The following is a 13753-nucleotide window of genomic DNA, read 5'->3' as shown; positions in this document are numbered from 1 at the left end:
CCCCGCACCGATGGGGATCGGTGCGGGGCCGGCCGGGGCGGCTCAACGCAGGGAGCGCGCCACCCTCTCCAGGCTGTCCAGGGACTGGGCCATGCCGGACTCCATGCCGGAGGCGATCATGCCGTCGCGGTCCTCCACCGACGGGAACAGGGTCACGACCCGGTACCCGGTCCGGCCGTCCTCCTCGGTCAGGGTGAGGGTCTCCAGGGACACGTGTCCGGGCACGCCCTCGAACTCGAAGGTGCGCACGATCCGTTCGGGCTCCAGCACGTCGTGGTGGACGCCGTGGAACGCGTAGCTCTCGCCGTTCTCCGCCTTCTCCACCAACCGCCACGGGGTACCGGTGCGCACCTCGGTGTCACCGACGTCGGTGCTGGTGGAGTCCAGGCCGAACCAGCGGCCGATGAGTTCGGGTTCGGTGAGGGCCCGCCAGACCAGGTCCCGCGGGGCGTCGAAGGTGCGGGTGATGAGGATGTCCTGGCGTCCGGGCTCTGCGACGACCTTGAGGTCACTCATGGTGGTTCTCTCCCTCTGTACTGGTCTGCATTCTGCGTAGTTCCTCGTCCAGACGGGTGAATCGGCCCTCCCACCGGTCCCGGTAGCGGGCCACCCAGCGGTCGATCTCCTCCAGAGGAGCGGGCTCCAGACGGCAGGGGCGCCACTGCGCGTCCCTGCCCCGGGTGATGAGGCCGGCGTGTTCCAGGACCTTCAGGTGTTTGGAGACCGCCTGGAGGCTCATGTCGAACGGTCGCGCCAGATCGTTGACGGTCGCTTCGCCCTCGGCCAGCCGGGCGAGAATCTCCCGTCGGGTCGGATCCGCCAGTGCGGCGAACGTGAGGCTGAGCGGGTCATCCGCCATCTGCCTATTCAACCTTTCAGTTGATCAACCAATAGGTTGATTATGCGCTTCGGGGGCACGCGGTGTCAACGGTGTGTCCGGGCCCGACGGCGGACGGGCCGCCTCTTGTGCGCACCGCGTGCCCCGACGTGCCCGCGTCGGGCGGCCTCGTCTGGGCGCCCACCACCTGCGACCGCGCCGCGTTCCCCGTGGCCACCGGCGTCGACCGGCGACCACGGACGACCGGGGTCAGGCCCCGCGCACGCCCCGCGGGTCCCGCACGGTGGCGTCCACCCCGGCCTCGGCCAGTTCGTGCAGTTCGGCGGCGAGCAGCGCACGCGCGGCGTCACTGAAACCGGAGACCCGCTCCAACTCCACCGTCACCGTCCGCACCCGGGTGTCGTCGATCGTCTCCGCCAACCGCGACACCACCTGTTCCGCGGCCAGGAAGTCGATCTCCCCGCGCAGGCGCACGTCGAGCGTGTCGCCCGAACGGGTCACGCTGTGGACGGGCGACGGGGGTTCCGCGGGGGTCCGCAACATGTGCAGGTCGTAGTCGTCGGAGAGCCGTCCCAGAGCGGCCACCCCACGCACACTGTTCCCGGCCTCGTCCAACGGCGGGCTGAACACCCCCACGCCGAACGCACCGGGGGCCGATGCCAGGATGCCTCCGCTCACCCCGCTCTTGGCCGGGATGCCCACGCGCAACCCCCACTCCCCGGCACGGTCGTACATACCGCAACTCGACATGATCGACAGGGTGTGGCGTGCCGTGCGCTGGGAGACCACCCGCTCCCCCGTGAGCGGGTTGACCCCGCCCACGGCCAGGGTGGCGGCCATGACGGCCAGGTCCACCACGGTCACGCTCAGGGCGCACTGACGGAAGTAGTCCTGGACGGCCGCCTCCACCGGCCCGACCAGCACACCTCCGGCGAGGCTGAGATAGCCGAGGGCCCGGTTGCGGTGCCCCGTCTCGGCCTCGGAGCGGTACACCGCCTCGTCCACCACCAGCTCGCGGCCGGCGAACGCCGACAGCACCGAGCGGAGGTGCTCGAACCGCACACCGCGTTCCCCGGGACCCACCAGGGACGTCGTCACGATCGCACCGGCGTTGATCATGGGGTTCTCCGGCCGGCCCCGCTCGTCGAGGCTGATCGCGTTGAACGGCTCCCCGCTGGGTTCGGCGCCCACGTGCGCGTGGACGTCGTCCAACCCGCGTTCCTCCACCGCCAGCGCGTAGACGAACGGCTTGGAGATCGACTGGATCGTGAAGGGCCGGTCCGTCTCGCCCACCGCGTAGGCCCGCCCGTGCGGGCTGACCACCGCGATCCCGAAGGCCTCGGGGTCCGCGTGGGCCAACTCGGGGATGTAGTCGGCGACCACCCCGCCGGCCAGGTCGGCGACCTCCTCCCGGATCCCCTCCAGGACCCGGATGACCGGGTGCCCCTCCTCGGTGGCCGGGTGGCCGTCGGCGGGGGTCGTCCGGGGGTGTCCGTGCGCGAGGTGATCCATCCGGCCAGTCTAGGAAGGGAGGGACGCTCGGCCGTGGCCGACCACGCCCCGCGGACGGGCGGTTCTCGGCGAAGATCCCGGGTCGCGGCCGGGCACCGACACGTCCCGGGCGACGGGATCCGTCGCGCCGTGCGGACGTGCGCGCCGCGGTCTACTCTGAGCGCATGAGCGAACGCGTGGATCGAGCAGAACGTCGGATCGCGGCCCCTCGCCCCGAGGTCTACCGGGCCCTGGTGACCCCGGAGAGTCTTCTGGCGTGGTTGCCGCCCGAAGGCATGACCGCCCGTTTCGAGCGGTTCGACGCCTCCGGATATCGGATGGTGCTGACCTACGGGGAATCCGGGCACGGCAAGTCGTCGGAGGACACCGACGTCGTCGAGACGGAGTTCGTGAAGTTGGTCCCCGATGAGCGCGTGGTGCAGCGGATCGTCTTCGCCGCGGAGGATCCCGCGTTCGCCGGTGTGATGACGATGCGCTGGTCGCTCTCGGACGTCGCCGAGGGCACCCTGGTCACCATCGAGGCCAGGGACGTCCCACCGGGCATCTCCCCCGACGACCACCGGACCGGCCTGACGTCCTCCCTGGCCAACCTGGCGACCCACCTGGGACGGCCGACAGCCCCCTGACCGCCCCGGAGATCCGTGTCTCGGCGGGCGCCTCCGGCGGGGGTACGGGCCCACATCGGAATCGTCCCGGAAACGACGAAACGACCCCGCTCGTGTGAGCGGAGTCGTCTCGTGTTCGCGTGGAGCTATGGGGATTCGAACCCCAGACCTCCTCCATGCCATGGAGGCGCGCTACCAACTGCGCCATAGCCCCGTGCAGCCGTGTTCACCATCCTAACCGACGTGGGAGGGTGGATCGGACGTGTTCCCGCGCACGCCGGGCGTGCCGGACCACCGGGAAGGCCCGTCGCCCGCTCGTCGATGGCGAGCGCGGCCCCAGAGCGCTACCGGGAGCGGGACACCGTGGGCCCGACGGTCAGCGCCACCGCCGCACCCCGAACCACCGTCCCGCACCCCTCAGCCGTCCGGGGCCGGCGGTGGCTCCGGCTTCCGTGGGTGCGAGGGTGCGCGGACTCGGCCCGGGCCTCGGGTCCGCCCCGGCCCGGTCGGAACCCCCACGCCGTGTACCGCCCACAGTGACCGGGCCCGGGAGGAGCGACGCCTCTCCTGGACGAGAGGTGGTGTGATGCCCGAGAACCCCAGGTGAGCGCGCTCCTGCGGTGGGAGGAGCACGGGGCGCCGTGGCGCCTGGTGGAGCGGACCCCCACCCGCGCGGTCGTGTCCCTGGTGACCTGTGACGACGGCACCGAGGTGGACCGCCTGGTCTCCGATGACCCCGCCTTCCTCGACCTCGTCACGCGCCGCACGGAGGCACCCGGGCCGGGTCCGGCCTGAGGCCACGCGGAGGCACCGCCCTCCTGCCCCGCCCGTGATCGACCCGCACCGGCGGCCCCCGTTGGACCACCCACACGCGCCCCGGACGCCGCGGCCTGACTCAGGGATCCGACCGGGCGTCCGCCGGCGGGAGCGGGTCCGAGGACTCCGCGATCCGCTTGATGCGGGCCAGCCTGCGGTCCCAGGCGGCGGCCAGGACGCTCAGGTCGCGCCCGACCTCCTCCAGACGGGCGCCGTCGGCCTCGTAGACCACCGCGCGGCCGCGTCTTTGGGCCCGCACCAGCGCCACTCCGCGCAGGACGTCCAGGTGTTTGACGATGGCCTGTCGGGAAACCGGCAATTCCCGCGCCAGGTCCGACGCCGACGCCGGCTCACGACCGAGCCGGACCAGCACCTCCCACCGGGTGTCGTCCCCCAGCACCGCGAACAGCCGTGGCAGTTCGGTGGTGGTCACCGTGGCTCCTCTCCCAGGTACGCGAGCAGCGCGGTCAGGCCGCCGTCCCAGCCCTCTCGCTCAATGGCGGCGAGAGCCGTGGGCTCCCCGAACCGGCTGTCCACGGTAACGAAGCCGACCTGGGCGACGGTGAGCAGGGAGCCGTTCCCCGAGGGGCGGACCCGGAAGGTCACCAGGGTGCTGTTCCCCTCCCCCGGTTCGGTGCCCGGCTCCAGGGCGATCCGATAGGCGAAGACCCGTGGTGCGTCGACCGTGACGATCCTGCCGTGGAAGTCACCGTGCTCGTCCCAGCGCAGCCGCAGGGAAGCGCCCTCACGCGGCTCGAAATCCGCCCCGTCGAAGGCGTACCAGGCCGCGAAGTGGCGCGGCTCGGTCAGTACGGACCAGAGCCGTTCGGGGGTGACGGCCACGTGGACCGAACGCTCGACGCTTTCCGGGTCCAGGGTTCTCCGGGCCGCGGCGAGCTCGATCCCCCAGCCCTCGGTGTTCTCGGCCACCCGCTCGCGCCGCCGCTCCTCGGTGAGCCCCAACCGGGAGAACCCGCTCTCCACGACCGTGAGCGTCACCCCGCCGGGCGCCTCCTCGATGCGGAACTCGACCAGGGTGGACGTCTCCTCGGCGTGCCCGCCCGTCTCCCTACTGATCCAACGGAACGCCGCGTAGTGCGGGGCGTCGAGTTTCTCCGTGCGGATACGGAACTCCCCGTGGGTGGGGTCGTGCACCAGGTGGAGCCCGTCTCCGAGGTCCTCGATCCGGTGGTCGACCAAGGTGCCCTCGTTGAGGAACCATCCGGGTTCGGACACCAACGCCCAGACCCGCTCAGCCGTGGCCGCGATGTCGATACGCCGTTCGATCCGGTCCATGTCGTCCTCCTCGCTCGGCATGCAACCCCATGGTTGCACCTCGCCTCGCCCGCCGCAACCCCACGGTTGCACTTCACGATCCGCCCGGCGGACGACCGACGCGTTCGGTCACACCCATGCGCCCCGACCCGGGCGCGCGCACGAGCGAGAGGATCGGCGCCCCGACGGGCGCGGAGGCCGACCGGCGAGCACGGGTCCGGGACGATCCCGGAAACGACGCGACGCCCCCGCCCGGACGGGCGGGGGCGTGGCGGGGTCGAGGGGCACCGGACGACGGGACCGCCCCGCGCCGGCCAGACACGAGACCCTCGGCGCACCGGGGCCGTCGGCGGGCGGAGACCACGCGACGCTCCGGCGAACGTGGTCACGCGCGAGCCGGGCCGTTCCCGGGTGCGGCGGACCCCGGACGAACCGACGACGACCCGCGGGACGGAGCCCCACACCAGGGACCCGGGGGGTCGCACCCCGGAAACGACGAAACGGCCCGGTTCGAGGGATCTCGTCCCCCGAACCGGGCCGTTCTCGCGTACTGTGGAGCTATGGGGATTCGAACCCCAGACCTCCTCCATGCCATGGAGGCGCGCTACCAACTGCGCCATAGCCCCTGGTCTGCCGGACGGTTCCCCCGCTCGGCATGTGAATACTGTACCGGATTCCGAGGGCCGGTCGAACCCGGGCCGAACGCGGGTGGTCGCCCCGGTGACGCGATGGGTGGGGATGACCCGGTGCGGGGGTGAATATCCTGGGGGTGTGCCCGAATCCAAGCTTGAGATCCAGATGCTCCACGACCGCCTCCTGGTGAAGACGGTCCCGGACAAGAGTGAGCGGCGCAGCAGCGGAGGTCTGGTCATCCCGGACACGGTGAAGCTGGCGACCCGCCTGGCCTGGGGCGAGGTCCGCGGCGCGGGAACCGGCGCGCGCCACGTGAAGACCGGTGACCGCGTGCTCTTCGACCCCGAGGAGCAGGGCGAGGTCGAGCTGAACGGCGAGCGGTACGTGATCCTGCGCGAGCGGGACGTGCACGCGATCGCGAACGAGGCCCCCGAGCGGGGCACCGGCCTGTACCTCTGAGCGCCCTCGCGGGACCGGTGCCGCCGCGGGCCGCCGGCCCCCTCCGTCATGGGCGCGCCTGGCGACCGATCGCCTTGACGAGGGACAACAGGCACATGTTGTGCGCCTCGAAGACGGGGACCCTGGCGACACCGCTGTAGCTCCAGCCCGAGTAGAGCGTGGACCACAGGAGTTGCTGGGCCCACAGGGGCGTGATGCGGGGGTCGATGGTGCCGTCCTCGTGGCCCCGTTCGATGAGTTCGAAGAGGGCCAGGTCGCTGGGCCCGCACGCGTCCTCGTCGTACTCGGTCCTGGAGTCCTCACCGCCCAGGGTGAGCATGATGACCTCGCTCAGCCCGAAGTACTCCGAGACCAGACGGGAGAAGGCCTCGATGGCGGGCCCCTCGGTCGTGCGGGCACGCTCGGTGGCCTCGTCGGCGAGTTCGTTGCCGTAGACCTCCAGGGCGGCGACGAGGTCGGCGCGTTCGGGGAAGTAGCGCTGCAGCGTGCTGCGGGCGACACCGGCCTTGGCCGCCACCTGTGACAGGGGCGCGGACCTGTTCTCCACCAGCACCTCGACCGCGGCGGCCAGGATCGTGCGGCGGGTGCGCGCGCGGGTCCTGGTCTCTTCCTCTGAGGGAACGCTCTTCACCATGCCTTCATCCTAGGTGGATCGGTAATTGGTTGACAATAATCGGTCACTCATGACCTAATCTAGGGCATGACCGCTTCTTCCTCCAGATCCGACTCCGGACCCACCGCACCGCAGGAGCCCCGTTTCGCGCAGTTACGGGTGCTGTGGTCCTTCGTCCGACCGCACCGGCGCAAGCTTCTGCTCGGCCTGGTCCTGGCCCTCCTCGGTTCCGCCCTGGAGCTGGCCAACCCCATGGTGATCAAGCTCGTCCTGGACACCGTGTCCGACGCCGGCAGCCTGGCGATGCCGGTGGCGATCCTGTTGTGCCTGTTCGTCAGCGGCATGTTCTTCGGCCTGTGGCACTGGATCGTGCTCGGCACCGTCGCCGAGAAGGTCGTCCTGGACGCCCGTGTCTCCCTGGTGCGCCGTTATTTCCGGGCCGCCATGCAGCCGCTGTCCCAGCGCCCCTCCGGCGAGCTCGTCACCCGCGCGACCTCCGACACCGTGCTGCTGCGCGAGGCCGCGTCCAGCAGCGTGATCAGCCTGGTCAACGGCAGTGTCCTGATGGTCGGCACGCTGATCATGATGGGCGTCCTGGACCTGGTGCTGCTCGGGGTCACCGCGACGGCGGTCGTCATCGTGACGATCCTGTTCCTGACCCTGATGCCCGCCATCGCCAAGGCCCAGGAACGGGCGCAGAACTCGCTCGGTCTGATGGGCGGGGTCCTCGACGGTTCCCTCCGGGCGATCCGGACCGTCAAGGTGAGCCGCGCCGAGGAACGCCTGGGCGACCAGATCCTCGACCACGCCCGGGACGCCGCCACGCACGGCATCCGCTCGGTGCGCCGGGAGGCCGTGGCCTGGACGATCGCCTTCGGCGGTGTCCAGCTGGCGATCATCGCCATTCTGGGCCTGGGCGCACTGCGGGTGGCCTCCGGCGAGATCGCCGTGTCCACGCTGGTGGCGTTCCTGCTCTACGCGTTCACCCTGATGAACCCGGTCATGGAGCTCTCCCAGAGCGTGACCACCCTGCAGTCGGGTATCGCCGCGGCCAAGCGCATCCGCGAGGTGGAGGCCATTCCGCTCGAACCCACCGCCGAGGAGGCCGTCGCGCGCCCCACCGACCCGGGCTCGCACCCCTCCGCGGCCTCCGGCAACGGCCACGGGGGGCCTTTGGTGGAGCTGCGCGGGGTCACCGCGCGGTACGCCCCGGGGGCCGAGGCCGCTCTCGACGGTGTCGACATCGCCGTCCCCCGTCACGGTCACACCGCCATCGTCGGTCCGTCGGGGGCGGGCAAGACGACGGTGCTGTCCCTGCTGCTGCGCTTCCTCGAACCGGAACACGGGGACCTGCTTCTGGACGGCACGCCCTACCGGGAACTGTCCCCGCAACAGGTACGGGGACGCTTCGCCTACGTGGAGCAGGACACCCCGGTGGTGCCGGGCACCATTCGGGACAACCTCCTGTTCACACGCCCGGAGGCCGGAGAGGAGGCCCTGCGGCGGGTCTTGGAGGAGGTGCGACTGACCGAGAAGGTCGCCTCGCTGGAGCAGGGGCTGGACACCCCGTTGGACTCGAACTCGCTCTCGGGCGGGCAGCGCCAACGGATCGCCCTGGCCCGGGCGCTGCTGGGCTCCCCGGAGGTGCTGCTGTTGGACGAGGCCACCTCCCAGGTGGACGCGATCACCGAGGCCGCCATCACCGAGAGCGTCCGTCGCCAGGCCGACCGGGGCGCCGTGGTGACCATCGCGCACCGCCTGTCCACGGTCATCCACGCCGACCGCATCCTGCTCATGGAGGAGGGCCGGATCCGGGCCCAGGGCACGCACCATGAGCTGTTGGAGCAGGACACCCTGTACCAGGAGCTGGTCGCGGCCCTGCACATCGCCGAGACCGAGGAGCGCGGGCGCGCGGATCGTGAGGAGGACGCGGAGGCGGTCTCCACGGCGCCGACGCACTGAGTCCGTCGGCGCGGGCGCTCCGCCCCGGTGGCGCACCCACCGCGCCGCCGGGCCCTGGGGTCAGGGGGCGGAGACGGGCCGCCGGGCACGGAGGGGCCCTGCGGTGACGCTGAGGCGGTTGAGGGCGCGTGAGGCGGCCACGATCCTGCGGGTGGGTCCACGGCGGGCGCGATCGTAGCGGTGCAGCGCCCGCCGCACGGTGGACTCCTCCGCCAGGGCCTCGGTGAGGACGACGGCGTCGATCAGGGACTCGCAGGCCCCGCGACCGAGGTTGGGCGCCATGGCGTGCGCGGCGTCGCCGATGAGCGCGTGGCGTCCGCGCACGTAGGAACCGAAGGCCGGCAGGTCGTACAGGGCCCGGCGGTCCACACCGTGGGTCGGCGCCCCGGCCAGGACCCGGGCCACGTCGGGGTACCACCCGCCGTATTCACGGCGCAGGACGGAGGTGTGCACCGCGGGGTCGCGGGAGGCGCGTTCCTCCTCCGAGAGCAGGCGCAGGTCCAGGGCCGCGTACCAGTTGGTGGTGTGCGCGTCGAGCGGAGTGAGGCCGAAGATACGGTGCCCGCCCCAGATCTCGGTCACCCGTTCCACCCTGCCGGGCAGGGCTCCGCGGTAGGCGACCGCGCCGAGCGGTCGGGCCGGAGCGGCGTGCGCGAAGGCGGTGCGGCGGACCAGGCTGTGGATGCCGTCGGCTCCGATCACCACGTCGTGGGCGCGACGGGGGGCCAGGTCGGCGACGGTGACGGGGGTGTTCCAACGCACGACGTCGTCGGGCAGGGCCGCCACCAGAAGGTCGAGCAGCGCCGACCGGGACACCAGGTGCGCTCCGCCCCGGCTGTGCGCGCCGAAGAGTACACGCCCGTCGGGGCGGCGCAGGCACGCCCCGGAACGGTACTCGGCGCGGTCCCGGACCCCCGCTCCGAGACCGAGACGGTCGAGCGAGGCCATGCCGACCGGCCATACGCCGAGAGCGCCGCCGATGTCGGGAGGCCCGGACAGGCGTTCGCGCACCTCCACCTCCCATCCCACGTCGAGCAACCCGCGGGCCACCGCGAGTCCGGCGATCCCTCCGCCCACCACCAGAGCCGTTCCTCGCATCGGTGTCTCCTCGTTCTCTCGCGCCGCGTGGTTACTATGATCGTAGTACCCCGATACTACGAATGTAGTATGCGTCTATGTCCCAGACCAGAGCCCGCGCCCTCGACGCCGCCATCGACCTGGTGGGGACCCGTGGCCTGCACGCGCTGACCCACGGCAAGGTGGACACCGCGGCCGGCCTGCCCCGCGGGTCGACCTCTAACCACTTCCGTACCCGGGCCGCTCTCGTGCGCGGGGTCGTGGAACGTCTGGAGGAGCTCGATCACCGTGACTGGGCCGGACTCGAGGGCTCCGAGGCGACCTCGCTGGACGGCCTGGTGGACACGGTGGCGCTGTTCGTCTCGGAGACGACCACGACCCACCGGGTACGGACGGTGGCGCGCTACACCTTGACGATGGAGGCCGCCCACAGCCTGGAGGTGCGCGCCTCGCTCAACCGCGGCCACGACCTCATCCGGGGCTGGGTCACCGAGATCCTCACCGACCTGGGCGCGGCCGACCCGCACGCCGCCGCACGGACCCTGCTCGCCTACGCCGACGGGCTCATCATGCACGCGCTGGTCCGGCCCGAGGTGGTGGAGCCGCGCGGGCAGCTCCTTCGGGTGGCCCGCGCCTGCCTCACCCCCTGAGTCGGGCTCACGGACGCTCGGCGATCGACCCGCACCGGCCCCGGACACGCCGGTGCCCCGGCGACCCGTGCGGGTCGCCGGGGCACGGTACGACGGTCAGCCCTTCACGGCCCCCGAGGTCAACCCCGCCACGATCCTGCGCTGCAGGACGAGCGCGAAGATGATGAGCGGGATGGACACCAGCACCGAGGCGGCCATGATCTGGCCGATCGGGTTCTCGTAACCGACCCTCTCGAACGTGCCCACGAAGACCGGGACGGTCTGCACGTCGAGGTCGCGCGGGGCGAACGAGAAGGCGAGCAGGAACTCGTTGGTGGCGTACACGAACGTCAGGATGGCGGCCGCGCCCACGCCCGGCGCGGCCAGCGGCGCCACCACCCTCAGGAACGCCTGGAACGGGGTGGCCCCGTCGACCTTGGCGGACTCCTCGATCTCCTTGGGGATGCCCGCGAAGAACGTCGCCAGGATGAAGATGGCGAGCGGCAGGGTCAGCGCCACGTAGGGGATGATCATTCCCGCGTAGCTGTTGAGCAGGTTGATCCCGGTCCACTCGTTGAGCTTCAGGTACATCTGGTAGAGCGGGTTGACCAACGCCACCGGCGGGAACAGCGTCGCCACCAGCGTGGCGGCCAGCAGCGCGAACTTGCCCGCCAGCGGAAGCCGCGCCAACGCGTAGCCGGCCAACGCCGCGACCGGGATGCAGATCAACGTCGTCACCGACGCCACGATCAGCGAGTTGCGCAGCGGGAACAGGAACCCCTGGTCCACGACCTCCTGATAGTTACCGAGACTGAACGGCCCCTGGAGGATGTTCGGGTTGGTCAGCGCCACCGAACCCGTCCGCAGGCTGGTCATCCCCATCCACAGGAACGGGAACAGGCACCAGACCACGACCACCAGCAGACCCAGCAGTTTGAGGGCGTTGGCCACGGCCGGCGGGACACCGCCCCGCGACCGTTGGGCCCTGCGGACGGCGTCCCGTCCCCCCTCGGTGCTCCGGACGCTCATCGCTTCTCCTTCCGCCCCACGTCACCGACCATGTGGCGGCCCATCCGACTGATGAATCCCAGGCCGACGATCATGACGATGACGAACGTGACCGTGGACAGCGCGTTGGCGTAGCCCAGCTGGGGTTCGGCGACCAGGTAACGCTGCGCGTAGACCGACAGGGTCGCCAGCGAGTTCGAGTACCCGGAGAACACGTAGGCGAAGTCGAACATCCGCAACGCGTCCACCGTGCGGAACAGCAGCGCCACGACGATCGCCGGACGCAACAGCGGCAACGTGATCAGCCAGAACCGCTGGAACACGTTGGCGCCGTCCACCTTGGCGGCCTCGTAGTAGTCCTTGGGAATGGTCTGGAGCCCGGCCAGCAGCAGCAGCGCCACGAACGGTGCGGTCTTCCACACGTCGGCGCTGATGATGCCGACCATGGACCAGGCCGGATCCCGGAGCCAGTTGATGTCGGTCCCGAGGACCGCGTTCACGAACCCGGGGTTGTGGTCGAACATGTACCGCCACACCTGGGCGGCCACGGCGGTCGGGATCACCCACGGCACCAGGATGACCGCGCGGGTCAGCCCACGGCCGACGAAGGCCTGGTGCATGATCAGCGCGAACGCCATCCCGACGACGAACTCCAGGGACACCGACGCCACGGTGAAGATCAGCGTGTTCTTGACGGCGTTCCAGAAGCTGGGGTCGGTCAGGGCGCGGACGTAGTTCTCCACGCCCACGAAGTCCTGGTTGAACCCCCGGATGTTGTAGAGGCTCATCCCGACCGCGTAGATCACCGGGAAGAGCGCGATCAGTGCCATGAAGCCGAGCGACGGGGCGAGGAAGATCCGCCCCATCGCCTTCTCCCCCAGGCTTCGGGCCCGCTTGCGCGCGGCTACGACGACGTCGGAGGCGACATCCGTGGAATCGGACATCGCGCCCCTACTCCCCTTCGAGGGCATCGTTCGCCGCGTTGTTCACGGCCTCGAGCGCACTGTCGGCGTCCTGCTGGCCGAGGAAGGCCGGGTGCAGGTTGTCCTGCATCACCAGGGACAGCGAGTTGTAACCGGGCACCGGGGGACGGGCGTCGGCCTCGGCGAGGATCTCGCCGAGCAGCTCGAAGTTGGGGTCGTCGGCCTCGTCGTAGGTGCTGAGCATGGTCGGCGGGAGGCTGTGCCCGGCCAGGATGTTCTGGGCCTCGGCGTCGGTGGCGGCCCACAGCACGAACTCGCGCGCCAGGTCCTTGTTCTCGCTCAGGCTGCTGACGGCGTTGTTGAGGCCGCCCAGGGCGCTGGTGGAGCCCTCCCCGGTGAAGGTCGGCAACGGTGCCACGGCGAAGTCGCCGGCGACCGCGCTCTCCTCGCCGTCCTCACCCTCCAGGAGCGGAACCGCGTAGGGCCAGTTGCGCATGTAGACGGCCTCGCCCGCCTGGAACAGGGCGCGGGCGTCGTCCTCGACCATGGAGTCGTAGCCCTCGGCGAAGAAGCCGTTCTCCTGGCCCTCGATCAGGAAGTCCATCGCGGTCTCGGCGGCGTCGCCCTCCAGGAACGTGGAGTTCTCCTGCGCCTCGTCGAACAGCTCGCCGTCGGCCGACCAGAACATTTCGAGGAAGCTGACCACGAAGCCCTCGTACTGGTCGCCCTGACCGACGAACGGGGCGATCCCCTCCTCCTCGGCGGCCTCCATCCCGGTCTCGTAGAGCTCCTCCCAGGTCGTGGGCGGCTCGTCGACGAGGTCGGTGCGGTAGTAGAGGAAGGCACCGTTGGAGGAGTAGGGCAGGGCGAAGAGCTCCTGCTGCCACTGGGAGCTGTCGATCGCGCCGGGCAGGCTGACGCCGTCGATGTCGCCGCGCATGTCCTCCAGGCTCTCGATGTAACCGAACTCGGCGAACTCGCCGGTCCAGATGACGTCGAGGCCGAGCACGTCGAACTCACCGGCCTGGCTCTGCAGGTCCTGGAACATGGCCTGGCGCTGCTCATCGGCGGTGGGCGCCAGGAAGAACACGTCGACCTGCTGGTCCGGGTTGTTCTCGTTCCACAGCCGGGCGACGTCCTCGTGGATCTGCCGGTCGGCGCCGGTGACCGCCCAGACGAACTGGGGGTCGTCCGCGAGTCCGGCGCTCTCACCCTCGGCGTCCGGCTCGTCGCCGGGGGGTTCGCCACAGGCCGTGGCCAGGGTGAGGACCAGGGCCGCGAGGGTGGCGCCACCGGCCCTCCATGAGTGCCTCCGGTGCCAGGGAAGTGCGGACATGACTCTCCTTTCGAGCCCCCGGGAGAGTGGGAGGCACGGCGTCGAGATAGCGGGGCAACGCCCGGTC

15 protein-coding genes and 2 tRNA genes are annotated in these 13753 nt (G+C 70.9%); 5 read left to right on the top strand and 12 right to left on the bottom strand.

Annotation, left to right across the window (positions count from 1 at the left end):
- Nucleotides 1-42: 42 nt before the first annotated feature.
- From DSY14_RS00935 to glsA, 3 genes are all read right to left on the bottom strand, one after another.
- A complete protein-coding gene (locus DSY14_RS00935) occupies nt 43-516 on the bottom strand; it encodes an SRPBCC family protein (RefSeq protein WP_211714460.1) in 474 nt (157 codons plus the stop codon).
- Nucleotides 509-859, bottom strand: coding sequence for a helix-turn-helix transcriptional regulator (locus tag DSY14_RS00930; protein ID WP_211714459.1), 351 nt, complete (start codon nt 857-859; stop codon nt 509-511). The genes DSY14_RS00935 and DSY14_RS00930 overlap by 8 nt, the downstream gene beginning before the upstream one ends.
- 228 nt (nt 860-1087) lie before the next feature.
- Nucleotides 1088-2350 carry a glutaminase A gene (gene glsA, locus DSY14_RS00925; protein WP_211714458.1) on the bottom strand — a complete coding sequence of 421 codons (1263 nt, stop codon included), beginning with the start codon at nt 2348-2350 and terminating at the stop codon, nt 1088-1090.
- Between the two features lie 164 nt (nt 2351-2514).
- Between glsA and DSY14_RS00920 the strand changes: the two genes are divergently transcribed.
- A complete protein-coding gene (locus tag DSY14_RS00920) occupies nt 2515-2976 on the top strand; it encodes an SRPBCC domain-containing protein (protein WP_211714457.1) in 462 nt (153 codons plus the stop codon).
- Nucleotides 2977-3096: 120 nt separating this feature from the next.
- Here DSY14_RS00920 and DSY14_RS00915 read toward each other — a convergent pair.
- Nucleotides 3097-3169, bottom strand: a tRNA-Ala gene (locus DSY14_RS00915).
- 389 nt (nt 3170-3558) lie between these two features.
- Here DSY14_RS00915 and DSY14_RS00910 point away from each other — a divergent pair.
- Nucleotides 3559-3750 carry a hypothetical protein gene (locus DSY14_RS00910; protein ID WP_307851092.1) on the top strand — a complete coding sequence of 64 codons (192 nt, stop codon included), beginning with the start codon at nt 3559-3561 and terminating at the stop codon, nt 3748-3750.
- Nucleotides 3751-3850: 100 nt separating this feature from the next.
- On the opposite strand, the gene DSY14_RS00905 is transcribed toward DSY14_RS00910, so the two are convergent.
- From DSY14_RS00905 to DSY14_RS00895, 3 genes are all read right to left on the bottom strand, one after another.
- Nucleotides 3851-4204 (bottom strand): metalloregulator ArsR/SmtB family transcription factor, encoded by a 354-nt coding sequence (locus DSY14_RS00905; protein WP_211714456.1) that lies wholly within the window; start codon nt 4202-4204, stop codon nt 3851-3853.
- Nucleotides 4201-5088: an SRPBCC domain-containing protein gene (locus DSY14_RS00900; RefSeq protein WP_249187109.1), complete on the bottom strand. Its 888-nt coding sequence runs from the start codon at nt 5086-5088 to the stop codon at nt 4201-4203. Before DSY14_RS00900 ends, DSY14_RS00905 begins: the two co-directional genes overlap by 4 nt.
- 511 nt (nt 5089-5599) lie before the next feature.
- Nucleotides 5600-5672 (bottom strand) — tRNA-Ala (locus tag DSY14_RS00895).
- Nucleotides 5673-5844: 172 nt separating this feature from the next.
- Here DSY14_RS00895 and DSY14_RS00890 point away from each other — a divergent pair.
- A complete protein-coding gene (locus DSY14_RS00890) occupies nt 5845-6138 on the top strand; it encodes a co-chaperone GroES (RefSeq protein ID WP_211714507.1) in 294 nt (97 codons plus the stop codon).
- A gap of 46 nt (nt 6139-6184) precedes the next feature.
- Here the strand turns inward: DSY14_RS00890 and DSY14_RS00885 are convergent, their stop codons facing one another.
- Nucleotides 6185-6772 (bottom strand): TetR/AcrR family transcriptional regulator, encoded by a 588-nt coding sequence (locus DSY14_RS00885; RefSeq protein ID WP_211714455.1) that lies wholly within the window; start codon nt 6770-6772, stop codon nt 6185-6187.
- Nucleotides 6773-6910: 138 nt separating this feature from the next.
- On the opposite strand from DSY14_RS00885, the gene DSY14_RS00880 reads away from it, so the two are divergent.
- Entirely contained in the window at nt 6911-8713 is a 1803-nt protein-coding gene (locus DSY14_RS00880) for an ABC transporter ATP-binding protein (RefSeq protein WP_211714506.1), read from the top strand.
- A gap of 60 nt (nt 8714-8773) precedes the next feature.
- Here DSY14_RS00880 and DSY14_RS00875 read toward each other — a convergent pair whose 3' ends face one another.
- Nucleotides 8774-9811 (bottom strand): FAD-dependent monooxygenase, encoded by a 1038-nt coding sequence (locus tag DSY14_RS00875; RefSeq protein WP_211714454.1) that lies wholly within the window; start codon nt 9809-9811, stop codon nt 8774-8776.
- Between the two features lie 77 nt (nt 9812-9888).
- On the opposite strand from DSY14_RS00875, the gene DSY14_RS00870 reads away from it, so the two are divergent.
- Nucleotides 9889-10440, top strand: coding sequence for a TetR/AcrR family transcriptional regulator (locus DSY14_RS00870; RefSeq protein ID WP_211714453.1), 552 nt, complete (start codon nt 9889-9891; stop codon nt 10438-10440).
- Between the two features lie 96 nt (nt 10441-10536).
- On the opposite strand, the gene DSY14_RS00865 is transcribed toward DSY14_RS00870, so the two are convergent.
- From DSY14_RS00865 to DSY14_RS00855, 3 genes are all read right to left on the bottom strand, one after another.
- Entirely contained in the window at nt 10537-11448 is a 912-nt protein-coding gene (locus tag DSY14_RS00865; RefSeq protein WP_211714452.1) for a carbohydrate ABC transporter permease, read from the bottom strand.
- Nucleotides 11445-12293: a carbohydrate ABC transporter permease gene (locus DSY14_RS00860; protein ID WP_211714505.1), complete on the bottom strand. Its 849-nt coding sequence runs from the start codon at nt 12291-12293 to the stop codon at nt 11445-11447. Before DSY14_RS00860 ends, DSY14_RS00865 begins: the two co-directional genes overlap by 4 nt.
- An 85-nt stretch (nt 12294-12378) precedes the next feature.
- Entirely contained in the window at nt 12379-13686 is a 1308-nt protein-coding gene (locus DSY14_RS00855; RefSeq protein ID WP_211714451.1) for an ABC transporter substrate-binding protein, read from the bottom strand.
- Nucleotides 13687-13753 lie beyond the last annotated feature (67 nt).

Origin of the sequence: Nocardiopsis sp. MG754419, from assembly GCF_018207095.1 — a bacterium.
Lineage (GTDB): Bacteria > Actinomycetota > Actinomycetes > Streptosporangiales > Streptosporangiaceae > Nocardiopsis.
The sequence above is the reverse complement of the archived record's forward strand: the minus strand, read 5'-3'. Positions and strand labels throughout refer to the sequence as shown.

What these genes read in the sequence shown, in the direction of transcription:
- DSY14_RS00935 (WP_211714460.1), bottom strand. Translation starts at nt 516, where the DNA reads ATGAGTGACCTCAAGGTCGTCGCAGAGCCCGGACGCCAGGACATCCTC.
- DSY14_RS00930 (WP_211714459.1), bottom strand. Translation starts at nt 859, where the DNA reads ATGGCGGATGACCCGCTCAGCCTCACGTTCGCCGCACTGGCGGATCCG.
- glsA (WP_211714458.1), bottom strand. Translation starts at nt 2,350, where the DNA reads ATGGATCACCTCGCGCACGGACACCCCCGGACGACCCCCGCCGACGGC.
- DSY14_RS00920 (WP_211714457.1), top strand. Translation starts at nt 2,515, where the DNA reads ATGAGCGAACGCGTGGATCGAGCAGAACGTCGGATCGCGGCCCCTCGC.
- DSY14_RS00900 (WP_249187109.1), bottom strand. Translation starts at nt 5,088, where the DNA reads ATGCCGAGCGAGGAGGACGACATGGACCGGATCGAACGGCGTATCGAC.
- DSY14_RS00890 (WP_211714507.1), top strand. Translation starts at nt 5,845, where the DNA reads ATGCTCCACGACCGCCTCCTGGTGAAGACGGTCCCGGACAAGAGTGAG.
- DSY14_RS00885 (WP_211714455.1), bottom strand. Translation starts at nt 6,772, where the DNA reads ATGGTGAAGAGCGTTCCCTCAGAGGAAGAGACCAGGACCCGCGCGCGC.
- DSY14_RS00875 (WP_211714454.1), bottom strand. Translation starts at nt 9,811, where the DNA reads ATGCGAGGAACGGCTCTGGTGGTGGGCGGAGGGATCGCCGGACTCGCG.
- DSY14_RS00870 (WP_211714453.1), top strand. Translation starts at nt 9,889, where the DNA reads ATGTCCCAGACCAGAGCCCGCGCCCTCGACGCCGCCATCGACCTGGTG.
- DSY14_RS00865 (WP_211714452.1), bottom strand. Translation starts at nt 11,448, where the DNA reads ATGAGCGTCCGGAGCACCGAGGGGGGACGGGACGCCGTCCGCAGGGCC.
- DSY14_RS00860 (WP_211714505.1), bottom strand. Translation starts at nt 12,293, where the DNA reads ATGGGGCGGATCTTCCTCGCCCCGTCGCTCGGCTTCATGGCACTGATC.
- DSY14_RS00855 (WP_211714451.1), bottom strand. Translation starts at nt 13,686, where the DNA reads ATGTCCGCACTTCCCTGGCACCGGAGGCACTCATGGAGGGCCGGTGGC.